Origin of the sequence: Streptomyces monticola, from assembly GCF_042665355.1 — a bacterium.
GTDB classification, from domain to species: domain Bacteria; phylum Actinomycetota; class Actinomycetes; order Streptomycetales; family Streptomycetaceae; genus Streptomyces; species Streptomyces monticola.
Window position 1 is genome coordinate 322,022 of the sequence record NZ_JBHTCF010000004.1, and the last position, 24,901, is coordinate 346,922.

The window sequence follows — 24,901 nt, forward strand, 5'->3', positions numbered from 1 at the left end:
CCCCGGCGGACGGCATCAGCCGTGCTTGGCGCGCGAGGCGGCGCGGGCGCGCTCGCGGGCGTCCAGGTTCACCTTGCGGATACGGACGGCCTCCGGGGTGACCTCGACGCACTCGTCGTCGCGGCAGAACTCCAGGGACTGCTCGAGCGACAGCTTGCGCGGCGGGACGATCGCCTCGAAGGAGTCGGCGGAGGCGGAGCGCATGTTGGTGAGCTTCTTCTCCTTGGTGATGTTCACGTCCATGTCGTCGGCGCGCGAGTTCTCGCCGACGATCATGCCCTCGTACACCTCGGTGCCGGGGTCGGTGAACAGCACGCCGCGCTCCTGCAGGTTCGTCATCGCGAACGCGGTGACGGCGCCGGCCCGGTCGGCCACGAGCGAGCCGTTGTTACGGGTCGCCAGGGTGCCGAACCAGGGCTCGTGGCCCTCGTGGATGGAGTGCGCGATGCCCGTACCGCGGGTGTTGGTCAGGAACTCCGTACGGAAGCCGATGAGGCCACGGGACGGGACGACGAACTCCATGCGGACCCAGCCGGAGCCGTGGTTGGACATGTTGTCCATCCGGCCCTTGCGGACGCCCATGAGCTGCGTGACGGCGCCCATGTGCTCCTCGGGGACGTCGATGGTCATACGCTCGACCGGCTCGTGCACCTTGCCGTCGATCTCCTGCGTGACGACCTGCGGCTTGCCGATGGTCAGCTCGAAGCCCTCACGGCGCATCTGCTCGACCAGGATCGCCAGGGCCAGCTCACCGCGGCCCTGCACCTCCCAGGCGTCGGGGCGCTCGGTGTCCAGGACACGCAGCGAGACGTTACCGATCAGCTCGCGGTCCAGGCGGTCCTTGACCTGACGGGCGGTGACCTTGCGGTCCTTGACCGCGGCCTTGTTGTCCGCGCCCTTGCCGGTGCCGCCACGGCCGACGAGCGGCGAGGTGTTGGTGCCGATGGTCATCGAGATAGCCGGCTCGTCCACCGTGATCAGCGGCAGGGCGATCGGGTTCTCCGGGTCGGCCAGGGTCTCGCCGATCATGATGTCCGGGATACCGGCGACCGCGCAGATGTCACCCGGGCCGGCCTCCTCGGCGGGCTTGCGGGTGAGCGCCTCGGTCATCATCAGCTCGGTGATGCGGACGTTCTGGACCGTGCCGTCACGCTTCATCCACGCGACGGTCTGGCCCTTCTTCAGGTGGCCCTGCTCGACCCGGAGCAGCGCGATACGGCCGAGGAAGTTGTCCGCGTCGAGGTTGGTGACGTGCGCCTGCAGCGGCTTCTCGTCGTCGTACTCGGGGGCCGGGACATGGGACAGGATCGTCGAGAAGAACGGCTCGAGGTTGTCGCTGTCGGCCGGGACGGTGCCGTCCTCCGGCTTGGTCAGCGAGGCCACGCCGTCACGCGCACAGGCGTAGACGATCGGGAACTCGATCTGGTCCTCGTCCGCGTCCAGGTCGAGGAAGAGGTCGTACGTCTCGTTGACGACCTCGTCGATCCGGGAGTCGGGGCGGTCCGTCTTGTTGATGCACAGGATGACCGGCATCCGGGCGGCGAGCGCCTTGCGCAGCACGAAGCGCGTCTGCGGCAGCGGGCCCTCGGAGGCGTCGACGAGCAGGACGACCGCGTCGACCATCGACAGACCGCGCTCGACCTCGCCACCGAAGTCGGCGTGGCCGGGGGTGTCGATGATGTTGATGGTGACGACGTCTCCGCCGTCCTTGGGGTGGTACTTGACCGCCGTGTTCTTGGCGAGGATCGTGATGCCCTTCTCACGCTCCAGGTCGTTCGAGTCCATCATGCGGTCGTCGAGGGACTCGGCAGCGTGGGCGGCGAAGGAGCCGGCCTGCTTGAGCATGCCGTCGACCAGGGTGGTCTTGCCGTGGTCGACGTGGGCGACGATGGCGACGTTACGAATGTCATGGCGCGTGGGCATACGAGCTGCGCTTCTCCCGGGAAGAGTGGACGGCTTGCGCGTACGGTCCGGTACGCGAGCCCTGCCGGGCTGAACACGCCACGGCCTCACCCCATCCTACGTTGACGCGGGACGGGCGGCTTGTCCGGGGCTATGGGGGGTGTCTGAGCTGGGGTTCTGCGGTCCGGCAGCAGTCGGAGGAGGCGGCCGGCGGGGTCAGACGAACCTTGCCCGCCGGCGGGGCCGGCGGGCAAGGTTCTTGAGCTGGTTCTGAGCTAAGTGATCACTTCTTCGGCGCCGCCTTCAGGAAGCCGATGTCCTCGTAGTGCGGGGCCTCGAAGCCGAACGCGCCCGCGTTGGCCAGGTTCGGCCGCGCCGCGTACAGCTGCGGCCGCTGGTAGAGCGGGATGGAGCCGGCCGCGGCCCAGATCCGGGCGTCGGCCTGCTTCACCAGGTCCCGGGACTTCTCCTCGTCCAGCTCGCCGACCGCCTGGTCGAAGAGCTGGTCGATGTGGTCGGTACCGACGCGCGTGTAGTTCTGCTCGACGTTCAGGGACCCGTCCGCCGCAGGCTCCGGCTTGGCGAAGATCGGCCGGCCGTCGGTGGCCGGGAAGGCGGAGGCGGGCCAGGAGTAGAGCGCCATGTCGTACTGGCCCGAGGCGATGTGGTCCTTGAAGTAGCTGTCGTCCGCGACCTTGTTGATCTCCGTGCGGACACCGATGCGCTGCAGCATGCGGGAGATCCGGTCGCCCACGGCGCGCAGCGACTCCGAACCCGGCCCGGACGGCAGCACGAAGCGCAGGGTCAGCGCCTTGCCGTCCTTGGCGAGCGGACCGCCGGCCGGCTTGGGCTTGGGAGCGGCGGTGCCCTTGGGGGCGTACGCGCCGGGGGCGCCGCCCTTCTGCTGGGCCTGCTGCTTCTGCTCGCTCTGCTTCGCCTGCTTCTGCTGCTCCTTGCGGGCCTGCTTCTTCTCCTTGTTCTCCTCGCGCTTGGCCTCCTTCTTGGCCTCCTTCTTGGCCTCGCGCAGGGCCTCCCGCATGGCCTCGCCCTTGACGCCCGTCTTGTCCGAGCGGAGCACCGAGGCCGCCTGCCGGTGGAGCGCGGCGGCCTGGCGGGCGGCGGCGGGGGCCGGGGCGAGGACGGAGGTTCCGTTGTCACCCGGCTTGGCGTCGTGGCCGGGGCGGTGGTCGCGCCCGCGGCCTTCCTCCCCGGCCTCTCCGGGCTTGCCGTCGTCACCGACGATGTACGTGCCGTCGTCGGACTCGGAACCCTCGGAACTCTCAGACCCCTCCGAGCCCTCAGAACCGTCCGAGCCCTCCGAGCCCTCCGAGCCCTCCTCCGCAGCGGCCTTCTTCTTGTCGGCCTTGCTGCCCGCGGTCTTCCCCTTGACCTCACCGCCCGGCTCCCAGCCCGCGTCGGCGAGCAGCGCCTGGGCCTCGGCGGTGTCCTGGTCGCCGAGCGCGTCGCTGCTGTCGGCGTAGGCCTGCTGCCCGGAGAGCGCGAGATGGCTGCCGACCGGCTTGGCGGGCAGGCCGAGCGGCTTGAGGACGACCTCGGCGAGCTCCTCGCGGTCGATGGCGCGGGCCACGGCGCGGCGCACCCGCTCGTCGGCGAGCGGACCCTCGGCGCCGTTCAACGCCAGCTGCGTGTACGCCGGTTCGAGGGACTTGCGGACCTGGAAGCCGCGCAGGCCGTTCTGTTCGTCGGCGTACTTCTTGACGGCCTTCTGGTTCTTCTTGCGGGATTCCGCCTCCGCCTCGGCCTTGTCCTCGCCCTTCGCGCCGTGCGCGATGGCCCAGGAGCGCAGGGCCTGCGCCGGGGTGCGGCCCGCGCCCGGCCCGTGGGTGAGCGGCCCCTGCGCTCCGCCCTCACGGGCGGCGAGCGCGATCCGCTCGGCCTCGGCGGTGCCGATCTCGGCCAGGTCGACCTTGCCTTCGGCGAGCGCGGCGGCCCGCTGGTCGCGGGGCACGGCGCGGAAGACCAGCTTCTCCAGCTTCGCGGGCTCGCCCCACCAGCGCGGGTTGCGGGCAAGCGTGACCTCGCCCGACTCACGGTCCAGGGTCTCGATGCGGAACGGTCCCGCGGCGGTCTTGAGCTTGCGCCGCGCACCGTCGTTGAAGGTGTCGGGCGTGCCCATGACGTCCTTCGGGTACAGCGGCGAGAACAGCGAGCGCCAGTCCGCGTAGGGCTTGGCGAAGGTGACCCGCACCTCCAGGTTGGTGGCGCCGCGCTCGACCTTCTCGATCCGGTCGTAGCCCGCGTTGCGCGCGGTCCAGTAGGCGCTGTCCTGACCCGAAAGCGCGCGCCACTGGGCGGCGAAGTCGGCGGCGCCGATCTCACGGCCGTCGCTCCACACCGCCTGCTGGTTGAGCTTGTAGAGCACCACCTGCTTGGGCTCGCGCTCGACGATCTCCGCCTTCTCCAGGAAGTCGGGGTTGCGCTGCGGGCGGCCCTTGGCGTCGAGCGTGAACAGCGCCGGCAGGACGGCGCCCGCGACCCGCGAGGTCGCCGAATCGGCGTCCGCCTGGAAAGAGTTGAGGGTCTGGGGCAGGGCGTCGACGGCCCAGGTGGCCTTGCCGCCGTCGGCGACCAGATCCCGCGCCGCGGGCGCGATCTGCTGGCCGGCGGCCGCGGCGCCGGACTCGTCGCCCGAACTGCAGCCCGCCAGGGCGGGCACGGCGAGGGCGCCCGTGGCGAGGAACGCGGCTGCTCTCAGGACGTGGCGCTGTCGCACGCCTGGTGGGTCGAGTCGGGCCATGGCTAGGTACCTCCGGGGCTCGCCCGGCCGCCCGCTACCGGTGTGGGCCGGGTTTGATCACGTTTGGCGGTATAAGGAGCTGATCACACCTATCGCCCCACTGAAGGTGACCGGCAGCGGCCCGCGGCGCAGACACGGCGGCGTACCGCCAGAACCCCACCCATTGGGCCCAATGAAGGACGGCGGCGGACATCGGAGGCGTACATCTCAGGCCAGTCGCGGCACTGAAGCGTTCAATCCGCGCAGATCCCTTCACAACGCGGGATGTGACGCGCGACACTCGCAGGCGCATGAGCATTGCCACCGCAACCGCGGAAGTGAGGGCAAGTCATGTCCCTGCAGGACGAATTGACAGCGGTACAACGCTGCCTCGATGACCTGGTGCGCTCCGTAGGACGCCTTGAGCAGCAGGTCGGCGGCGGACTCGACATACGCCGGGTGCGTACGGACACCGACCATCTGCGCGACAGCGTCGCGCTCCTGCGCGAGGCCGCCCCGGCCCTTGAGCCGGAGCGGGCCAGGCCGGAGGTGATCCGGATCCCCGACCAGCCGTACGACCGCTCCCTGTGGACGGATTCGGACGACGAGGGTCTGGGCTGCAGCGGGCGCCACGCACCCTGACCTCACCCAAGCTCTCCCACTGGAGATCTCCTTGGCCACTGGCACCGAACCCGAACTCAATACCGCGGGCGGTGTGCACGGCTCCTCGCGTGCCGCCATCGCCGCCCGGCATCTGCGCACCGACCGCTGGTGGCTCGCGCCCGCCACCACCGCGGCGGGGCTGCTCGCGTTCATCGTCTACTCGACGTGGCGGGCCTTCGCCAACGCGGACTATTACGCGGCGCCCTATGTCTCGCCGTTCTACTCGCCGTGTCTGGCGGAGAACTGCGCGCCCATGAAGGGCGGCCCCAACTGGGAGATCTTCGGCAGCTGGTGGGGCCTGTCGCCCGCGCTGCTCATCCTGATCTTCCCGCTCGGCTTCCGGCTCACCTGCTACTACTACCGCAAGGCGTACTACCGCGGCTTCTGGGCCTCGCCGCCCGCCTGCGCGGTGGCCGAGCCGCACAAGAAGTACAGCGGTGAGACCCGGTTCCCGCTGATCCTGCAGAACATCCACCGCTATTTCTTCTACGCGGCGATCCCGGTGGCGGGCATCCTGACGTACGACACGGTCCTCGCCTTCCGCGACGAGCACTACGAGTGGGGCCATATGGGCCTCGGCACCGTCGTCTTCCTCGTCAACATCGTCCTGATCTGGGCGTACACCCTGTCCTGCCACTCCTGCCGGCACATCGTCGGCGGCAAGCTCAAGCACTTCTCCAAGCACCCCGTGCGCTATCGGATGTGGCAGTGGGTCGGGAAGCTGAACGCCCGTCACATGCTGCTCGCCTGGGCCTCGTTGATCAGCGTGGCGGCCGCCGACTTCTATGTGTATCTCGTCGCTTCCGGCGCCTTCGATGACCCGGCCCTCTTCTAACGAGAAAACAGGTGCGTTCTGATGTCTCAGGTTGAGCGGCAGCAGTGGGATGTTGTCGTGGTGGGCGCCGGCGGCGCCGGTCTGCGGGCCGCGATCGAGGCGCGCGAGCAGGGTGCGCGTACGGCCGTGATCTGCAAGTCGCTGTTCGGCAAGGCCCATACGGTGATGGCCGAGGGCGGGATCGCGGCCGCCATGGGCAATGTCAACGACGGCGACAGCTGGCAGGTGCACTTCCGCGACACCCTGCGCGGCGGCAAGTTCCTCAACCAGTGGCGGATGGCGGAGCTGCACGCGCAGGAGGCCCCCGACCGTGTCTGGGAGCTGGAGACCTGGGGCGCGCTCTTCGACCGCACCGGGGACGGACGGATCTCGCAGCGCAACTTCGGCGGGCACGAGTACCCGCGGCTCGCCCATGTCGGCGACCGCACGGGGCTTGAGCTGATCCGCACGCTGCAGCAGAAGATCGTCGCCCTCCAGCAGGAGGACAAGAGGCAACTCGGGGACTACGAAGCCGGGTTGAAGGTCTTCCAGGAGTGCACCGTCACCCGGATCGTCAAGGAGGACGGCCGGGTCGCCGGGGTGTTCTGCTACGAGCGCGAGACCGGCCGGTTCTTCGTCATCGAGGCGCCGTCGGTGGTGATCGCGACCGGCGGTATCGGCAAGTCCTTCAAGGTGACGTCGAACTCCTGGGAGTACACCGGTGACGGGCATGCGCTCGCGCTGCTCGCCGGGGCGCCCCTGCTGAACATGGAGTTCGTGCAGTTCCACCCGACCGGCATGGTCTGGCCGCCGTCGGTGAAGGGCATCCTCGTCACCGAGTCGGTGCGCGGCGACGGCGGTGTCCTGCGCAACTCCGAGGGCAAACGGTTCATGTTCGACTACATCCCGGATGTCTTCAAGGAGAAGTACGCGGAGTCCGAGGAGGAGGGCGACCGCTGGTACGACGACCCGGACCGCAACCGCAGACCACCGGAGCTGCTGCCCCGCGACGAGGTGGCCCGCGCCATCAACGCCGAGGTCAAGGCGGGCCGCGGCTCCCCGCACGGCGGCGTGTTCCTCGATGTGTCGACCCGGATGCCGGCCGAGGTCATCCGGCGCCGGCTGCCGTCCATGTACCACCAGTTCAAGGAGCTGGCCGATGTGGACATCACCGCGGAGGCGATGGAGGTCGGCCCGACCTGTCACTACGTGATGGGCGGTATCGCCGTCGACTCGGACACCGCCGCCGCCCGCGGAGTGCCGGGCCTCTACGCCGCCGGTGAGGTCGCGGGCGGCATGCACGGCTCCAACCGCCTTGGCGGCAACTCCCTTTCGGACCTGCTCGTCTTCGGCCGCCGCGCCGGGCTGCACGCCGCGCAGTACGCGACGGGGCTCGGCGGGACGCGGCCCGTGGCCGACGAACTGCAGGTGACCGAGGCGGCCGCGGAGGCACTGCGGCCGTTCTCGGCGGAGGGCCCCGCGGAGGGCGAGGCCGATGAGGGCAGGCCGCCGGAGAACCCGTACACCCTGCATCAGGAGCTCCAGCAGACCATGAACGACCTGGTCGGCATCATCCGCCGCGAACCGGAGATGGCGCAGGCCCTGAAGAAGCTGGCCGAACTCCGGGCACGGGCGCGCCGCGCCGGGGTCGAGGGGCACCGCCAGTTCAACCCCGGCTGGCATCTGGCCCTCGACCTGCGGAACATGCTGCTCGTGTCGGAGTGCATCGCGCGCGCCGCCCTGGAGCGCACCGAGAGCCGTGGCGGGCACACCCGCGAGGACTACCCGGGCATGGACCGTGACTGGCGGCGCGCCAATCTGCTGTGCCAACTGGCCGATCCCACCGGCGGGTTGGCGGCCACCGACTCGGTGCGCGGCCAGATCAAGCTGGAGCGCGTGGAGACCGAGCCCATCCGTCCCGACCTGCTCGCCCTCTTCGAGAAGGAGGAGCTGGTCAAGTACCTCGCCGAAGAGGAGCTCTACGAGTGAGTTCGTACAAGGCCGACTTCAAGGTGTGGCGCGGGGACATCGACGGCGGCGGCCTCGAGGACTTCAAGGTCGAGGTCAACGAGGGCGAAGTGGTCCTCGACATCATCCACCGGCTGCAGGCCACCCAGGCCCCCGATCTGGCCGTGCGCTGGAACTGCAAGGCGGGCAAGTGCGGTTCGTGCTCGGCGGAGATCAACGGCAGGCCGCGGCTGCTCTGCATGACGCGGATGTCGGTGTTCTCGCGTGCGGAAACGATTACGGTGACGCCGCTGCGGGCCTTCCCCGTGGTGCGCGACCTGGTGACGGACGTCGGCTTCAACTACACCAAGGCGCGCGAGGTGCCCTCGTTCGTACCGCCGCAGGACCTCGCGCCCGGCGAGTACCGGATGCAGCAGCAGGACGTGGACCGCTCCCAGGAGTTCCGCAAGTGCATCGAGTGCTTCCTGTGCCAGGACACCTGCCATGTGGTGCGCGACCACGAGGAGAACAAGAACGCCTTCGCGGGCCCGCGCTTCCTGATGCGGGTCGCCGAGCTGGACATGCACCCCCTGGACGCGGCGGCCGACACCGGTCTCGACCGCAAGACGACGGCACAGGACGAGCACGGCCTCGGCTACTGCAACATCACCAAGTGCTGCACCGATGTCTGCCCCGAGGGCATCAAGATCACCGACAATGCGCTGATCCCGCTGAAGGAGCGGACGGTGGACCGCAAGTACGACCCGCTGGTGTGGCTGGGGGACAAGATCCGCAGGCGGGGGCAGTAACCGCTGGTGGTACGGTCCCCGGACGCCATCAGGGAGGGGCCGCGCACCATGCCGGACAGGTCGGACCACGCCTTCGTACTGCCGCCGCAGCGAGGCCTTCGGATACTCACCGGCACGCTGCGGGTGGTCCTCCCGGTCTTCCTGGTGACGTTGGTGTTCACCCTGCTCAGGGATCCGGCCTATGCCGTCCTCGCCCCGGCCTTCGGCGCGGTCGCCTTCCTCTGCGTCCTCACGTCCCTGTCGGTGAAGCCGCTGCGGATCGACTCCGAAGGCGTGACCGCCGCCCGCGGGGGCACGCACACCTGGGAGCAGATCAAGGGCGTCCGGCTCAGCGGTGTGCATCTGGGGCTCAAGCTGCGCGAGCGGCCGCTCGACTCGCGTCCGTACACGATGGTGCACATGGACGGCACGTTCCTGCCGAAGCGGGTCGTCCTGGAGCGTCACGCGGCCGTAGCCGCAGCCTTGGAACGGTTCGCCCCGCAGCGCTGCGAAGTGGTGGCGGCGCACCGGTGGCAGCGCGGGGAGCCGAGCCGCGGCTGACCTCGAGCCGCCCGGTCGCGGCGCCCCATAGCCGGACATACGCTCCCAAGTGTGACGCCATCCCGTTCACGGCCACACATAGCCGTCCGGGCCGTACTCGCCGCCCTCGTCGCCGTGGGCTGGCTTGTACTGCCCGCCCAGGGGGCCGCCCGGGCCGACGATCCGGTGACGCTGTCGCGCAGCGGCCAGATCACGGACAAGGTCGGCGCGCTCGGCGACCGGGAAGGCGCCGTCGAGAAGGCCCTGAACCGGCTCTACGACGACCGCGGCGTGCAGCTCTTCGTGGCGTACGTCCGCGACTTCTCCGGGCGTGACTCCAAGAGCTGGGCCCATGCCACCGCGCGACGCAACGGCCTCGGCCTGAACGACGTGCTGCTCGCCGTGGCCACCCGCGACCGGCAGTACGCCTACTCCGTGGACGAGGGCTCCCGGCTCACCGAGACCCAGCTGCAGGACGTGGCGACCACCGCGATCGTGCCGGCGCTGCGGCAGAACGACTGGGCGGGCGCCGCCATCGGGGCCGCGAACGGCTACGACGCGGTACTCGCGGGACAGCCCGTGCCCACCCCCCAGGTCACCCCCGGCGTCGCCGACCCGGGTGCGGGCGCCGATCCGGTCACCGGTGACCTGGTGCTGCCCATCGTGGCGGTGGGCAGCGCGGGGGTGCTCGCGGCCTATACGTACACGCGGCGCAAACGGCGGGCCGCCACCCGCACCACACCGGGCGGCGGACAGCAGACCGCGCCGCTCACCCCGCTGCCCGAGCTCGACTCGCGGGCCAGGCATCTGCTCGTAGAGACCGATGACGCGATCCGTACCAGCACCGAGGAACTCGGCTTCGCCACCGCGCAGTTCGGCGAGGAGGCGGTCAAGCCGTTCCAGGAGGCCGTGCAGTACGCCAAGTCCGAACTGACCGCGGCCTTCCGCCTGCGCCAGCAGCTCGACGACGCGTTCCCCGAGGACGATCCGACCAAGCGGCGCATGCTGGAGGAGATCATCGCCCGCTGCACCGAGGCCAGCCGCCGCCTGGACTCCGAGACCGCCGACTTCGACCGGCTGCGCGCCCTCGAACAGAACGCACCGGAGGCCCTGACCCACGCCGAGGCCGAGTTCCGGCAGATCACCGCGCGCACCGGCACCGCCGACGCCACACTCGCCGCCCTGGCCGAGCGCTACGCGGACTCCGCGTCCGCACCGGTGGCGGGCCATGTCGAGGAGGCCAGGGAGCGGCTCGTCTTCGCCACCACACACCTCAACCAGGCCCGGCAGTCCGTGGACGGGGGCGACAACGGCGGTGCGGCCGTCCATCTGCGGGCCGCCGAGGGCGCCGTCGACCAGGCGGGCACCCTCGTCGACGCCGTCGACCGGCTCGCGCAGGAACTCGCCGAGGCGGCCGGCAAGCTGCCGGGGGCGCTCACCGAGACCGAGACGGACCTGGCCGACGCCCGCGGCCTGCTGCAGGGCACCGCGAGCGGCACATCGACCGCCGATCTGCGGGGACGGATCGCCCGCGCGGAGACGGTGGTCGCCGATGTGCGCCGGACCCTGACCGCCGGGCGCTACGACCCGATCGACGCGCTGCGCCGGATCGAGGAGGCCGACGCGGCCCTCGACGACTCCCTCACCGGGGCGCGCGAACGCGAGATCACGAACCAGCGGGCCCGCGCCCTGCTCGACCAGGTCATGCTGACCGCGCGCAGCGGGATCGGCGCGGCCGCCGACTACATCACCACGCACCGCGGCGCCGTCGGCAGCCAGGCGAGGACCCGGCTCGCGGAGGCCCAGCGCCATCTCGCGGCGGCGGACTCGCTGGCCGCCACCGACGCGTCCGGTGCGCTCGCCGAGGCACAGCAGGCGGACTCCCTGGCCCGGCAGGCGCAGCAGCTCGCCGAGCGCGACGTGGGCTCGTACGGCAGTCCTTACGGCGGCACGGGCGGTCAGGGCCGTGGTGGCGGCATGGGCGGTGCGGTGCTCGGCGGGATCATCCTCGGCGAGATCTTCGGCGGGATGGGCCGTGGCATGGGAGGCGGCGGCTACGGGGGCGGAGGGTTCGGTGGCGGCGGCTTCGGCGGGGGCGGTCCCGGCAGCTTCGGCGGCGGCGGCACCCGCGGCCGGATGGGCGGCGGCGGCCGGTTCTGAGGCCGGGCGCAACACGTAACTCGTAACTCGTAACCGGGACTTCGGACCCCGTACCCCGTACCTCATGGCAAGGAGACAGACGATGACCAAGCAGACCATCCTCGGCCGGGTGGCCCAGCTCGCGAAGGCCAATATCAACGCGCTGCTCGACCAGGCCGAGGACCCGCAGAAGATGCTGGACCAGCTGATCCGCGACTACACGAACAACATCCGCGACGCCGAGGAGGCGGTCTCCACCACCATCGGCAATCTGCGGATGCTGGAGGCCGACCACCAGGAGGATGTGGCCGCGGCCGGCGAGTGGGGCGACAAGGCCCGCGCGGCCAGCACCAAGGCCGACCAGCTGCGCTCGGCCGGCAGTGCCGCGGAGGCCGACAAGTTCGACAACCTGGCCAAGGTGGCGCTGCAGCGCCAGCTGCAGTCGGAGAACGAGGCCAAGGGCGCCGAGCCGACGATCGCCGCGCAGACGGAGGTCGTCGACAAGCTGAAGACCGGCCTCGACCAGATGAAGACCAAGCTCACCGAACTGCAGTCGAAGCGCGACCAGTTGGTGGCGCGAGCCAAGACGGCGCAGGCGCAGAACCAGATGATGGACGCCGCCAAGAACATCAATGTCCTCGACCCGACCAGTGAGTTGAGCCGCTTCGAGGAGAAGGTGCGCCGCGAGGAGGCCAAGGCACTCGGCAAGCAGGAGCTGGCGGACTCGTCGCTCGACGCACAGTTCGAGAAGCTCGACTCACTCGGCGACCAGGCCGAGATCGAGGCCCGCCTGGCGGCGCTGAAGCAGACGGCGTAAGGCACCACTGGGGCGGCCCCGCCTCAGAACACCGGCACACATCGCCTCCGGACACCGGCACACCTCGGCTCCGGACACCGGCACACCTCGGCTCAGAACATGCTGAGCAGTGCCTCCACCGAAGGCTCCGCCGTCGATCCCCCGTCGGGCAGCGGCAGTTCGAACCAGACCGTCTTGCCGCGCGGGGTACGGCGTGAGCCCCAGGAGGCGCTGAGCAGACCGACCAGCTGCAGGCCGCGCCCGCCCTCGTCGGTGTCGCGCGCCCGGCGCCGGCGCGGCTGCACCAGGCCCGCGTCCCACACCTCGCACACCAGGGACCGGTCGAGCAGAAGGCGGAGTCTTATCTCGCCCTCGCCGTACCGCAGGGCGTTGGTGACGAGCTCGCTGACCAGCAACTCCGTTGTGTCCACCAGGGGTTCGAGATCCCAGGAGAGCAGCTGGGCACGGGCGTACTCACGGGCCCGGCCCACCGAGCGCGGCTCGCGCGGCAGGATCCAGTCGCCCACGGCGTCGGCGGGCAGACCCTGCACCCGGGCCATGAGGAGTGCGATGTCGTCCTCGCCATGGTGGGTGTCGAGGGTGTTCAGGACGTGGTCGCAGACGTCTTCGAGGGGGCGTTCCGGATCGGTTATGGCGTTGCGGAAGGCACGCAGACCCTCGTCGAGCGGATGGTCGCGCGACTCCACCAAGCCGTCGGTGTAGAGGGCGAGCAGCGCGCCCTCGGGCAGTTCGACCTCGACCTCTTCGAAGGGCTCGCCACCGACGCCGAGCGGCATGCCCGGGGGTACGTCGAGCATGAGCGCGGCCTCGCCCGGCTCGACCAGGACGGGCGGCAGATGGCCCGCGTTGGCGAAGGTGCAGCGCCTGGTGACCGGGTCGTAGACGGCGTAGACGCAGGTCGCGAGGTACACCTCGGAGGGATCGATATCGCGGCCCTGCAGGGCGCGCCGGGTGGACTGCGGGGACTGCGGCGGGCGCAGCGAGTGGCCCACGGTGTTGCCGGGGTTGCCGAGGCCGCGGGCGATCTCGTCGAGGGCGGCGAGCACTTCGGCGGGTTCCAGGTCGAGCAGCGCCAACGTCCTTACGGCGGTGCGGAGTTCACCCATGGCGACGGCGGCACGCAGACCGCGGCCCATGACGTCGCCGACGACCAGGGCGGTGCGGTGACCGGGCAGTTCGATGACGTCGAACCAGTCGCCGCCGACCTCGGTCGCGGCGTTGCCCGGCAGATAGCGGCAGGCGATGTCGAGCCCGGAGGCCTCGGGGTCGCCGGGCGGGAGCAGGGAGCGCTGCAGGATCAGCGCGCGTTCGTGCTCCCTTCGGTAGAGGCGGGCGTTGTCGATACACACCGCCGCGCGGGCGGCGAGTTCCACGGCGAGGGTGCGGTCGCGCTCACCGAAGGGCTCGCTGCCCTTGGCGCGGGTGAAGCGGGCGAGGCCCACGACGGTGTCGTGGGCGACCATCGGCACGGCGAGCGTGGACTGCACGAGTCCGGCGGCACCCGACGAGTCGCCGCTGATGGTGACCGGTCGCGCGGTGCGCAGGGCGTCGGCGCAGGGCGAGTTGAAGGAGTAGCGGTGCACGGCGCCGACGTTCACATCGGGGCCGTCGAGCGGTCCGTCGGAGACGGCGCTGGCGAACGCGACACGGCGCAGCTCGGCGCTGCCGTCGGCGAGCCCGTGGCCCATCTGCGCCGTCTCGTCGCCGTCGAGCAGTCCTTGGTAGAGGTCGACGGAGGCGAGGTCGCAGAAGACGGGCACGGAGACGTCGAGGAGTTCGCGGGCGGTGGTCTCCAGGTCGAGGGAGTTGCCGATCCGGGCACCCGCCTCGTTGAGGAGGGCCAGATTGCGGCGGGCGTTCGCGGCCTCGCGGGCGGCGGCGTGCCGCCGTGTGACATCGGTGCCGAGGCCCGCGACACCGATGGGGCGGCCGCTGCCGCTGTGGACGCGGTAGAGGTTGATGGACCAGTGACGGCGGTCGGTGGAGCCGGGGGCCGGGCCCACCAGCTGCATATCGGTGACGGAATCGCCGGTCTCCAGGACACGGCGCAGGGCGGCCTGCATCCGGTCGGCCTCGTGCCGGGGCAGATAGTCGTGCACGGTGCGGCCGCGGTGCTCGTCCACGCCGCCGCCGAACACGGCGGCGAAGCGGCGGTTGGCGCGCATCACCTTGAGGTCGGTGCCGAAGAGCAGAAACCCGAAGGGCGACTGGCCGAAAATGGCCTGGGAGGCGGCGAGGTCGGTCTCGATGCTGCGCAGCGCACGGACATCCACGACGATGCAGACGGCGGCCTTCTCGCCGCGCTCGGTCTCCGTCGGCATCACATAGACCTCGGCGATGCCGTCCATGGAGCCGTCGGCGGCCATCCGGAAGGGGACGACACCGGTCCACTCACGGCCGTCCAGGATCTCGACGACTTTGCGATGCCCCAAGTCGCGCAGTTCGGCGGGGACGAAGGCCTCGATCGGGTCCTTGCCGACCGCCGCGTCGGCGGACACACCGAAGAGCTGCTCGGCCCGCAGCGACCACTGGTCGATCAGTCCGTCGGGGCCGATGGAGAAGGAGGCGACCTTGATGTAGTCGTAGATCGAGCCCGGCGGACTCGACTGCCACATGACGTCGCCGGGGGCATCCCCGGCGGTAGCCGGGTGCGCCTCCTCGCCCTCCTCGGGCGTCCGCGCCCTGGCTGGTATCTCGCTCAACGCGACCGTCCCCTCCAGCTCACCGCCACCGACCAGGCCCTTCGGACGGCTTGCCCGCAGTATCCAGCACTACGGCCGCACGCAACACTGCGTTCACATCTCCCGTCGGTCCCGACACATTTCAGCCTCTGGGGCGGACCCGGCAGGAGATCGGCTCTCCCCACCTTCTAACCAGGCAGGGACAGCTCGAACCACACGGTCTTGCCCGTCCTGCCTTGTCGAGTACCCCAACGACGCGCGGAACAGGCCACCATCTGCAGTCCTCGGCCGCCTTCGTCGTCGGGGGCGGCGCTGCGCTCACGCGGCGGATCCGGAAGCGGATCGGAAACCTCCACACGCAACGGCGAGGTGGACTTCGCCGGACGCACCAGGCGCACCCCGATGGGACCCGAGGCATGCCGCAGCGCATTGGTCACCAGCTCGCTCACGAGCAGCACGGTCATGTCGCCGATCGCGTCGAGCCCCCAGGCGACGAGTTGCCCGCGGACACGGGTGCGGGCGGTGCGTACGGCGCCGGGATCGGCGGGGAAGATCCACTCGGCGCAGTCGCCTTCGGTTTCGATCACGCCGATCACTTCCAAAGGACCAGGGCAAGGAGCGAAGGCCTGTCCGGTTTCATGGGGTTAATCAGCACATACCCGATATCCCGTAACGCCTACCGCATATGCGGGCGCACTGTGGCACGAACGGCGTAGGAGGAGCACGTCGTGCGCACCGCTCACGCCTGCGCGAGCCGGGCCGCTTCCGCGACGGCGGGCCGGTCGTGCTCCAGCCAGTCCACGTCCCACAGCTCGCCGGGGGCCAGCCAGCGCAGCTGGTCGTGGTCCTCCAGAGGCCGCACGTCATGGGCCTCACCGGAGATCAGTTCGGCCGTCCAGACCCGCAGCACATAACCCGCACGGCCGAGCGGCCACTCGCCCGGGACCCGCTCCAGGATCTTCGCCTCGACGCCCAGCTCTTCGCGGAGCTCACGCACAAGCGCCTGCTCCGGCCGCTCGCCCGGCTCGACTTTCCCGCCGGGCAGCTCCCAGCGGCCGGCGAGGGCCGCGGGTGCGCTGCGCCGGGCGGCGAGCAGCCGGCCGTCCGCGTAAAGGGCGGCGCCCACGACCAGGATGCGATCCGTCATGCGCCGGAGCCTATGCGCACACCACTCGCGAGCGCGGCCGAGCCCCCCGGCGCGCGCTCACCGGGACTTCTGTCCAAGGCGCTCCACCCAGTAGAGCTGCTTGTGCTTGCGGCCCTCGAGGCTGTCCACGATCTTCTCGGCCTCGGCCCTGGTGGCGTACCTGCCGACGCGGTAGCGGTTACCGCCGTCGTCTTCGCGTATGACCAGCCACGGGAGCGTGGTGCTGCCGTCGTTCATCGCACCCCTCCCCCAGCCGTCGGCTCCCGCCGCGTCCCGCTCCATAACGAAACCGCAATACGCATATGCCCGAGCCTACGCCCGGACTTCACGGAGCGGATACGGAATTACACAAAGAGATACGCAATCGGCCAGGTGCGGACCAATGAAGAGGGGGCGCACGGCTGAGGTGCGCCCCCTTGGGAACCGGATCCTGCGGGTCACCGCCCGCCACGGGTCACGGTTCGGTGCGCACCGTCGGCAGCGGCATCAGCACCGGCTCCCCGGGGGACGTACGGCACACGTCGCCGCAGTCCGCGTCGAGCGAGCAGCACAGGGAGCAGATCGGCCCCGACTGCACCGGGCAGTCGGCGATGTCGGGCAGCTCGTACGCCGTCTCGCAGACGGAGCAGGTGTGGGTGGCGGTGATGTCCGCGACCTCGACGTGGGGGCCGTTCACCGGGTTGGGCCTGGCCAGGTAGTACTTGCCCTTGGTGGCCCAGGCGAGCAACGGGCAGAGGACCAGGGCGAGTCCGGCCGCGATGAAGGTGGAGAAGGCCTCGGCGTAGGTACCGAAGAGGCCGAAGAAGGCGAGGATCGACACCACCGAAGCGATCACCATCGAGCCGAAGCCCGCCGGGTTCACGGCGTACAGATAGGCGCGCTTGAACTCGATGTACGGCGGGCTCCAGCCCATCCGCTTGTTGATGACCAGATCCGCGGCGACGGCCGTGATCCAGGCGATGCCCACGTTCGAGTAGAAGCCGAGCAGCTTGTTGAGGGCCGCGAACATATTCATCTCCATCAGCGTCAGCGCGATGGCGAGGTTCAGGAAGATGTACCAGACCCGGCCCGGGTGCTTGTGCGTGACGCGGGAGAAGAAGTTCGACCAGGACAGCGAGCCGCTGTAGGCGTTGGTGACGTTGATCTTGATCTGTGAGACCACGACGAACACCGCGGCTGCGGGCAGCGCGACCGTGCCGAGCCAGGGCTTGAGCGCCTCGATCTGCGGGGCGATGGGCTCCAGGGCGTGCGTCTTGCCCACGGCTTCCAGCGCCACGAAGGCGAGGAAGGCGCCCCCGAGCTGCTTGGCCGCGCCGATGATCACCCAGCCGGGGCCGGCGGCGAGAACGGCCAGATTCCACCGCCCCTTGTTCGTCTCGGTCTTGGCGGGCATGAAGCGCAAGTAGTCCGCCTGTTCACCGATCTGTGCGATCAGCGAGAGCGCCACACCGGTGCCGAGGCCGAAGCCGATCCAGGAGAAGCCGGAGCCGGCGCCCTCGGTGCCGCCGAAGGAGGCGAACTGCCCCCAGGCGTCGGGAGCTTCGAAGGCGAGGATCACGAACGGCAGGACCAGGCCGATCAGCCAGATGGGCTGGGTCCAGGCCTGCACCTTCGCGAGCGCGCCCATGCCCTTGAAGACGATCGGGATGACGATCAGCGTCGTCACCAAGTAACCGACTTCCAGGGGCAGTCCGATGGCCTGGTGCATGGCCTGCGCCATGATCGAGCCTTCGAGCGCGAAGAAGATGAAGGTGAACGAGGCGTAGATGAGCGACGTCAGGGTCGAGCCGAAGTAGCCGAAGCCCGCGCCCCGGGTCACCAGGTCCATGTCCAGGCCGTACTTGGCGCAGGCACGGGCGATCGGGACACCGGTGAGGAAGATGATCGCCGCCGCGGTGAGGATCGAGGCGAGCCCGCTGGTGAAGCCGTAGGTGAAGACGATGGACGCGCCGATCGCGAAGTCCGCGAGATAGGCGATACCGCCGAGCGCGGTACCCGCGACCATGGACGGCGACCAGCGCCGGAAGGAGTGCGGCGCATAGCGCAGCGAGTAGTCCTCACGGCTCTCGTCGGCGGCGAGCTTGGCGTAACTGCGCTTGGGCGGGGGCGCCGTGGCGGCGGCACCGTCCCGGGTGACCGTGTCCGTCATGAGGCTCGGGACCTCCTGCTTCCTCTGTCCGATGTCCGACCTGAGTGCGGGTACGGACGGAAGCTAGGAGCCGGACATGACAATCTGTTGCAGCGGGTCGTTGCCGCGAAGTTACGTGATCCCCGGGCCGGTTAACTCGCGATCACGGGCCACGGACGTGACGTCCGGCTATCGGTCACTTCACCGGCAGGTGGTATGCGATGCGGTAACGGTCGGCGGGCACCACGACGTCGGCCGTCTCCACCGGCCGCCCCGAGGCGAAGTAGGTCCGCTCGATGGCGAGGACCACATGTCCCGGCACCCCGCCGAGCGCGAGCAACTCCTCGGCCAGGCCCGGGCGGGCGCCGACCTCCTCCGCGACGTTGTCCACGATCACGTCGATGGCGGCCATCCGCTCGACGACTCCGCAGCCACCCAGGGGGCCCTCCTCCGGCAGCATCACCGGCGTGCGCCCCGTGATGGCCAGGGGCTCCCAGGAGGTGGAGAGCATCATCGCCTCGCCGGCGTCCCTGAACACGTACTTGGTGCGCATCACACGGTCGCCGGGCCTGATCGCGAGCCGCTCGGCGATCTCCCCGGTGGCCTCCACCTGCTCGCTGCGCGACTCCCAGGTGCCGCGCGCGCCCGACTCGGCCTGCTCCTGCCTGAACGGCGTCGAGCCGGACGAGCGGTAGGCGGAGCGGGAGATCCGGCGCGGCACGGGCCGCTCGCGCACATAGGTACCGGACCCCGACCGGCCCTCGACGAGCCCCTCGGCCATCAGGACCTTGCGTGCCTCGAGGGCGACGGTGTCCGAGACGCCGTACTCCTCGCGGATCCGGGCCTGCGACGGCAGCCGGGTGTGGGGCGGAAGCGCGCCGTTGACGATCTGCTTGCGGAGATCGTCGGCGACGCGCAGATACGCCGGCTGCTCACCGATTGTCACGTGCCACTCCCATCAGGTTGACAGACAGCAACAGCCTCGCAACCGTGGGTTGTTGACCGCAACCTAAGGCCAAGCAATCACCCGAAGTGATGACTTGCCTTTACGCGGGGTTATCTGCCCGGTATAGCGATCAAGGAAACGGATCAGACCTCGGCGCCCTGACCGGGGTCGCCTTCGAGGTCGCCGGTGGAACCGCCGCTTCCGGTGCCGCCACTGTCCGTACCGCCGCTGCCCGAGCCGCCGCCGAGCGAGTCGCGCAGGGAGCCCGTCAGCTTGCCGCCGTTCTCGTCGCCGATGAGGCAGGTGACCTCGCGGTCGCCGAGCGACCAGCTCTCCTGCGTCGGGTAGAAGTAGTAGTCGTAGATGTTGCCCGGGGCGGAGTCCGGGTCGCCGAAGTAGGAGTCGGCGAGCGGGGCGCACTTGTCCTCGGCGATCTGCGCGATCCGGGTCTCGCCCGGGTACGAGCCGTCGTCGAGCCGGAAGGTGCCGTACGCCTCGCCGTCGTGCGCCCCGTCGCAGTCCACGACGTCGATGTCCGTGGTCTCGCCCTCCAGCTTCCCGGTGGGCGAGTTGAAGCACTCCCCCACCTTCAGCGTGAACGTCGTGCCGTTCTTCTGTGACTCTTCGGCCGCGTCCGTGAAGCCGCCCCAGAAGCTCGCCGCCCAGCCGAGCGAGAAGGCCAGGACGACGAAGGCCGTACCGATCGAGGAGAGCGTGATGCCCGCGACGGCCATGCCCTTGCCGCGCTCGCCGCGCTTGTTGATCTGTGACAGGGCGACGATGCCGAGGATCAGGCCGAGCGGCGGCAGGAAGCAGAGGATGCCGAGCACCATCGAGGCGATGGCGAGCCCGTTCGTCCGCGGCTGCGGCGGGAAGCCGGCGGGCCCGTAGGGGTACGCGGGGGGCGGCTGCTGCCAGCCGTACGGCGGCTGCGGTCCCTGCCCGTACGGCGGCTGCGGTCCCTGGGGTGGCGGAGGTATGGCCACGGGTACGGTGCTCCTGATCGGTGTTCTGCGAACGGCTGCGCGAATCGTACGCCGGTGAGGACCCCCTGGGGGTGTGATGACGGCGCTGAACCGGGCGACGGTGCGGGCGGTGAACTCGCTCACCGCGCGGTGGGCGGGTTTCTGCGAGGGCGGCACGGTGTTCGCCGCGGCGGGGATCTGGCCGCTGCTCGGTTTCCTGGCGGACGGTGCCGACGAGGCCGTACGCCGTGAACTGGTCGACGCGCTCGGCCTGCCGCCGGACAAGGCCTCCCGCGCGGCCCGGGGACTGCTCGCCGCGCTCGACGCGATGGAGGGTGTGGAGGCGGCGCTCGGCCTGTGGACCCACGACGAACTGCCGCTGCGCGAGGCCTGGTCGGCGAAGCTGCCGCAGGAGGCGCACGCACGGCTCAGCGGGGACCTGCGCGCCGACACGGCGGCCCTCGACCGGTGGGCGGCCGAGCGTACGGACGGGCTCATCGACACCATGCCGGTGGACCTCGGCCCCGAGACCTGGCTGGTGCTCGCCAGTGCGCTGGTGCTGCGCACGGAGTGGGAGCGGCCGTTCGAGGACACGCCTCTGCAGGTGGCGTCCGGTCCCTGGCAGGGGCGGAGCATCGCCGGACTCACACGGTCCGGCACCGACCTCGACTCCGTCGCCCTCGCCACGACGCCGGACGGCGCCGTCACCCGGCTGCTGGTACGCGGAGACAACGGCATCGACGTCCATCTGCTGCTCGGCGACGACCAGTTGAGCAGCGGACAGGTGCTCGGCGCCGGCATCGGGATGCTCGGCGGCACGCTCCGGTTGGTGCCCGGCGACAGCCTCGCGGTGGGCACGGCCGGACCCGGGCTGCTGGTGACCGAGGAGCTGACGCTCAGGCCGCAGCCGCGGACGCTCACGGTGGGAACCCCGCGCTTCACCGTCGGTGCCGAGCACGATCTTCTCGCGCACGCCGGTGTGTTCGGCCTGCACACGGCGACGGACGGCGCGCCCCAACACTTCCAGGGCGTCAGCCCCGCGCCGCTGGCGCTGCGGTCGGCGCGGCAGACGGCCACGGCCACGTTCAGCGCGACCGGCTTCAAGGCCGCGGCGGTCACCGCGCTGGGGATCGACTACATGGGGAAGCCGCCGGAGCCGCGGCACACCTCGACCGTCCTGAGGGTCCTGTTCGACCGCCCCTTCGGCTTCCTCGCCGTCCACCGCACCACGCGCCTCGTCCTCGCGGCGGGCCGGGTCGAGGACCCGGAGCCGTACCGCGAGGACGAGGGTTACTGAAGGCCGGGCCTTACGGTGTGACGTTCAGGAGCACGTTCGGTGAGCCGGAGCCGGGGCTGCCCACGACCCCCGTGCTGCCCGCCGCCACCAGCGCGTCCCGCACCTGGGCCGGGGTGGCCGAGGCGTTGCCCGCGAGATGGAGGGCGGCCGCGCCCGCGACGTGCGGCGCCGCCATCGACGTACCGGAGATGGTGTTCGTGGCGGTGTCGCTCGCGTTCCAGGCCGAGGTGATCGACGAGCCCGGGGCGAACAGGTCGAGGACACTGCCGAAGTTGGAGTAGCTCGCCTTGCCGTCGGTGTTGGTGGTCGCGCCGACCGTGATGCCCTCGGCCACGCGGGCCGGGGAACGGGTCGAGGCGTCGGTCGACTCATTGCCCGCCGCCAGCGAGTAAGTCACCCCGGACGCGATGGAGTTGCGTACCGCCGTGTCCAGCGCGCTGTCCGCGCCGCCGCCGAGGCTCATATTGGCGACCGCGGGCTTCGTGGCGTTCTTGGTGACCCAGTCGATCCCGGCGACGACCTGGGCCGTGGTGCCGGAGCCCTGGTCGTTGAGCACGCGGACACCGACGATCTTCGCCTTCTTCGCGACACCGTGCGCGGTGCCCGCGACGGTGCCCGCGACGTGGGTGCCGTGGCCGTGGCCGTCCTGCGCGACGTTGTCGTTGTCGACCGCGTCGAAGCCGTCGGCCGCGCGGCCGCCGAAGTCCTGGTGGGTGATGCGGACTCCGGTGTCGATGATGTACGCGGTGACGCCCTCGCCCGCGGTGTCGGGGTAGGTGTACTTCTGGTCGAGCGGCAGCGCCTTCTGGTCGATCCGGTCCAGGCCCCACGAGGGCGGGTTGTCCTGGGTGGCGTCGATGGTGAAGGTGCGGTTCTGGACGACCGAGGCCACGGCGGGGTCGGCGGCGAGGCGCTCGGCCTCGGACTTGGTCGCCTTGACCGCGTAGCCGTTGAGAGCGGCCGTGTAGGTGCGCTCCACCTTGGCGCCGTACTGCTTGGCGAGCCCCTTGCCCTGTGCCGAACCCGCCTTCACCGCACTCTTTTTGAGGGTGACGATGTAGCTGTCCGCGATCGTGCCGGGGGCGCCGGCGTTCTCTATGGTGCCGAGTCTGGGCTCCTGCTCGGCCGCCGCGCCCGCGGGAAGTGCGGAGGCGATGCCGAGTGTCAGTGCCGCTGCGACCGTCGTGCCGATACCTGCGAGCTTTCGCGTGCGTTGACGCACAACTGCCATCTGAGGGGTCCTCCTCATCGATGGTGCGCTGGTGGGGGTGGTATCGCGCGACAGGAGCATGACAATTACAGACGTGGGGTGGTGCGCTCCCGTCCCGGAAAGATTGACCTATGCATAGGAATCCTCACAAGGGCTGTGCACACACGTAACACAGAAGCCACACGCTTCTCATGACGCCGCATCACCTGAGGCGGCGGCTGCGCCATGACATGCGGCAGGCCCTGTCGACGGACCGCGCTCGGTCCGCCAACAGGGCCTTTCCGTCAGGGAGTTCAGCTTTCGAGGAGGTACGTCAGAACTGCAGCGCCCAGGAGTCGATCTTCCCGGTGTCGTAGTTCGCGTTGTCGCTGACCCGCAGCTTCCACGTGCCGTTGGCCACCTCGGACGAGGCGTTCACCGTGTACGTGGTGTTGATGTTGTCGCTGCTGCCGCCGGTGCCGTAGCCCTTGAGGGTGTAGGCGCTGCCGTCGGGGGCGATCAGCTGGATCTGCAGGTCGCCGACGTAGGTGTGCACGATGTTCACCGGCACCTGGAGCGCCGCCGGCGCGTTGCCCGCGACACCGCTGACGGTGACCGGCGACTCGACGGTGGAGTTGTCGTTGATCGCGTAGTCGGCGGTGTTCTCGAACCGCTTGCCGGGCGGCGGGGTGTCGCCGCTGCCGACGTTCAGGAGCCGGTTCGGTGAGCCCGTGCCGGGGCTGGTGACGACGCCGGTGCTGGCCGCGGCCACCAGGGCGTCACGGACCTGCGCGGGTGTCGCACTCGGGTTGGCCGCGAGATGCAGGGCCGCCGCGCCCGCGACATGCGGCGCCGCCATCGACGTACCGGAGATGGTGTTGGTCGCCGTGTCGCTGGTCCGCCAGGCCGAGGTGATCGACGAGCCGGGGGCGAACAGGTCGAGGACGCTGCCGTAGTTGGAGTAACTGGCCCTGGCGTCGGTGTTGGTGGTCGCGCCGACCGTGATGCCCTCGGCCACGCGGGCCGGGGAACGGGTCGAGGCGTCGGTCGACTCATTGCCTGCCGCCAGCGCGTAACTCACCCCAGAAGCAATGGAGTTGCGTACCGCCGTGTCCAGCGCGCTGTCCGCGCCACCGCCGAGGCTCATGTTCGCGGCGGCCGGCTTGACGGCGTTCCGTGTCACCCAGTCGATGCCCGCGACGACCTGCGCGGTGGTGCCGGAGCCCGAGTTGTTGAGCACGCGGACGGCGACGATCTTCGCCTTCTTCGCGACACCGTGCGCGGTGCCCGCGACGGTGCCCGCGACGTGGGTGCCGTGGCCGTGGCCGTCCTGCGCGACGTTGTCGTTGTCGATCGCGTCGTAGCCGTTCGCCGCGCGGCCGCCGAAGTCCTGGTGCGAGATGCGGACGCCGGTGTCGATGACGTAGACCGTCGCGCCCTCACCCGCCTTGTCCGGGTAGGTGTAACTCTGGTTCAGGGGAAGGGTCTTCTGGTCGATCCGGTCCAGGCCCCAGGAGGGCGGGTTGGGCTGGGTGGCATCGATCGTGTGGACACGGTTCTGGACCACGGAGGCGACCGCGGGGTCGGCGGCGAACCGCTCGGCCTCGGCCTTCGTGGCCTTGACCGCATAGCCGTTGAGGGCGGCACGGTAGGTCTGCCTGACCTCGGCGCCGTACTCCTTGGCGAGCGCCTTGCCCTTGGCCGAGCCCGCTCTCGCGGCGTCCTCGTGCAGGGTGACGATGTAACTGTCCGCGACGGTGCCGGGGTCGCCGGCGTTCTCGATCGTGCCCACTCGGGTCTCGGCCGCGCCGGCACCCGGCGCGGAGACGACGCCGAGCGCGAGCGCCGCGACGGCGAGGGTTCCTATACCTGCGAATCTTCGCCGCGCAGATCTCTTCACTGCCATCTGAGGGATCCTCCTCATCGATGGTGCGCTGGTGGGGGGTGGTGCGGGCGTGCGCGAGCGCGGTGGAGCGGCGGATCAGGAGATGCGTGGAGCGTGAGCATGGGTGGTGACTTGTGCGTGGTGCGCTGGTGCACGCAGAACACGAGGGGGTCCCGTCACACGCGTTCGGACCCGGTCGTCGCCCGAAAGATTGGCTGATCCACAGGAATCACACAAGGGCCTTGCACAGTGGTAACAGAGCTGCCATAGCCCCGACATGACACTTCGTCACCTCATGCCACCTTTAGGCTGGGTT

General features: G+C 70.2%; 18 protein-coding genes and 1 pseudogene. 8 read left to right on the forward strand and 11 right to left on the reverse strand.

The genetic code is table 11. From position 1 onward, the window contains the following. Nucleotides 1–15 precede the first annotated feature (15 nt). Together typA and ACFQVC_RS12620 are read right to left on the reverse strand one after the other, a co-directional pair. Nucleotides 16–1,923 (reverse strand): translational GTPase TypA, encoded by a 1,908-nt coding sequence (gene typA / locus ACFQVC_RS12615; RefSeq protein WP_381830127.1) that lies wholly within the window; start codon nucleotides 1,921–1,923, stop codon nucleotides 16–18. Nucleotides 1,924–2,185: 262 nt separating this feature from the next. Continuing rightward, on the reverse strand, nucleotides 2,186–4,660 hold the full coding sequence (locus ACFQVC_RS12620; protein WP_381830129.1) for an ABC transporter family substrate-binding protein: 2,475 nt from the start codon (nucleotides 4,658–4,660) through the stop codon (nucleotides 2,186–2,188). A gap of 330 nt (nucleotides 4,661–4,990) precedes the next feature. Here ACFQVC_RS12620 and ACFQVC_RS12625 point away from each other — a divergent pair, with 330 nt between their 5' ends. The 7 genes from ACFQVC_RS12625 to ACFQVC_RS12655 all read left to right on the forward strand — a co-directional run bounded on the left by ACFQVC_RS12625 (nucleotide 4,991) and on the right by ACFQVC_RS12655 (nucleotide 12,347). Further along, nucleotides 4,991–5,281: a hypothetical protein gene (locus ACFQVC_RS12625; protein WP_381830131.1), complete on the forward strand. Its 291-nt coding sequence runs from the start codon at nucleotides 4,991–4,993 to the stop codon at nucleotides 5,279–5,281. 31 nt (nucleotides 5,282–5,312) lie between these two features. Continuing rightward, nucleotides 5,313–6,137: a hypothetical protein gene (locus ACFQVC_RS12630; RefSeq protein WP_381830133.1), complete on the forward strand. Its 825-nt coding sequence runs from the start codon at nucleotides 5,313–5,315 to the stop codon at nucleotides 6,135–6,137. Nucleotides 6,138–6,158: 21 nt separating this feature from the next. Continuing rightward, a complete protein-coding gene (locus tag ACFQVC_RS12635; RefSeq protein ID WP_381830135.1) occupies nucleotides 6,159–8,105 on the forward strand; it encodes a fumarate reductase/succinate dehydrogenase flavoprotein subunit in 1,947 nt (648 codons plus the stop codon). Next, a complete protein-coding gene (locus ACFQVC_RS12640) occupies nucleotides 8,102–8,872 on the forward strand; it encodes a succinate dehydrogenase/fumarate reductase iron-sulfur subunit (RefSeq protein ID WP_381830137.1) in 771 nt (256 codons plus the stop codon). Before ACFQVC_RS12635 ends, ACFQVC_RS12640 begins: the two co-directional genes overlap by 4 nt. A 48-nt stretch (nucleotides 8,873–8,920) precedes the next feature. Next, nucleotides 8,921–9,412, forward strand: a complete 492-nt coding sequence (locus tag ACFQVC_RS12645) for a hypothetical protein (protein ID WP_381830139.1) — start codon at nucleotides 8,921–8,923, stop codon at nucleotides 9,410–9,412. 51 nt (nucleotides 9,413–9,463) lie between these two features. Further along, complete coding sequence (locus ACFQVC_RS12650) at nucleotides 9,464–11,551, forward strand: TPM domain-containing protein (RefSeq protein ID WP_381830141.1); 2,088 nt, start codon at nucleotides 9,464–9,466, stop codon at nucleotides 11,549–11,551. A gap of 82 nt (nucleotides 11,552–11,633) precedes the next feature. Beyond that, nucleotides 11,634–12,347 carry a PspA/IM30 family protein gene (locus tag ACFQVC_RS12655; RefSeq protein ID WP_381830143.1) on the forward strand — a complete coding sequence of 238 codons (714 nt, stop codon included), beginning with the start codon at nucleotides 11,634–11,636 and terminating at the stop codon, nucleotides 12,345–12,347. A gap of 92 nt (nucleotides 12,348–12,439) precedes the next feature. On the opposite strand, the gene ACFQVC_RS12660 is transcribed toward ACFQVC_RS12655, so the two are convergent. The 7 genes from ACFQVC_RS12660 to ACFQVC_RS12690 form a co-directional block, all read right to left on the reverse strand. After that, the gene (locus ACFQVC_RS12660) at nucleotides 12,440–15,049 is read right to left on the reverse strand and encodes a SpoIIE family protein phosphatase (RefSeq protein WP_381830145.1); all 2,610 of its coding nucleotides are present in this window, start codon (nucleotides 15,047–15,049) and stop codon (nucleotides 12,440–12,442) included. Nucleotides 15,050–15,216: 167 nt separating this feature from the next. Then, nucleotides 15,217–15,624, reverse strand: coding sequence for an ATP-binding protein (locus tag ACFQVC_RS12665; protein ID WP_381830548.1), 408 nt, complete (start codon nucleotides 15,622–15,624; stop codon nucleotides 15,217–15,219). Nucleotides 15,625–15,767: 143 nt separating this feature from the next. Then, nucleotides 15,768–16,175, reverse strand: coding sequence for a (deoxy)nucleoside triphosphate pyrophosphohydrolase (locus ACFQVC_RS12670; RefSeq protein WP_381830147.1), 408 nt, complete (start codon nucleotides 16,173–16,175; stop codon nucleotides 15,768–15,770). A gap of 57 nt (nucleotides 16,176–16,232) precedes the next feature. Beyond that, nucleotides 16,233–16,412 (reverse strand): SPOR domain-containing protein, encoded by a 180-nt coding sequence (locus ACFQVC_RS12675; protein WP_381830149.1) that lies wholly within the window; start codon nucleotides 16,410–16,412, stop codon nucleotides 16,233–16,235. A 217-nt stretch (nucleotides 16,413–16,629) separates the two neighbouring features. Next, nucleotides 16,630–18,324, reverse strand: coding sequence for a purine-cytosine permease family protein (locus tag ACFQVC_RS12680; RefSeq protein WP_381830151.1), 1,695 nt, complete (start codon nucleotides 18,322–18,324; stop codon nucleotides 16,630–16,632). A 175-nt stretch (nucleotides 18,325–18,499) separates the two neighbouring features. Then, a complete protein-coding gene (locus tag ACFQVC_RS12685; RefSeq protein WP_381830153.1) occupies nucleotides 18,500–19,249 on the reverse strand; it encodes a GntR family transcriptional regulator in 750 nt (249 codons plus the stop codon). Nucleotides 19,250–19,392: 143 nt separating this feature from the next. Then, nucleotides 19,393–20,235 (reverse strand): DUF4190 domain-containing protein, encoded by an 843-nt coding sequence (locus ACFQVC_RS12690; protein WP_381830155.1) that lies wholly within the window; start codon nucleotides 20,233–20,235, stop codon nucleotides 19,393–19,395. 76 nt (nucleotides 20,236–20,311) lie between these two features. Here ACFQVC_RS12690 and ACFQVC_RS12695 point away from each other — a divergent pair, with 76 nt between their 5' ends. After that, a complete protein-coding gene (locus ACFQVC_RS12695; protein WP_381830157.1) occupies nucleotides 20,312–21,511 on the forward strand; it encodes a serpin family protein in 1,200 nt (399 codons plus the stop codon). Between the two features lie 19 nt (nucleotides 21,512–21,530). On the opposite strand, the pseudogene ACFQVC_RS12700 reads toward ACFQVC_RS12695, so the two are convergent. Both ACFQVC_RS12700 and ACFQVC_RS12705 read right to left on the reverse strand, forming a co-directional pair. Further along, nucleotides 21,531–22,742 (reverse strand): annotated as a pseudogene (locus ACFQVC_RS12700) (S8 family peptidase); the annotation flags it as partial. Nucleotides 22,743–23,034: 292 nt separating this feature from the next. After that, entirely contained in the window at nucleotides 23,035–24,606 is a 1,572-nt protein-coding gene (locus tag ACFQVC_RS12705; protein ID WP_381830159.1) for a S8 family peptidase, read from the reverse strand. Between the last annotated feature and the right edge of the window lie 295 nt (nucleotides 24,607–24,901).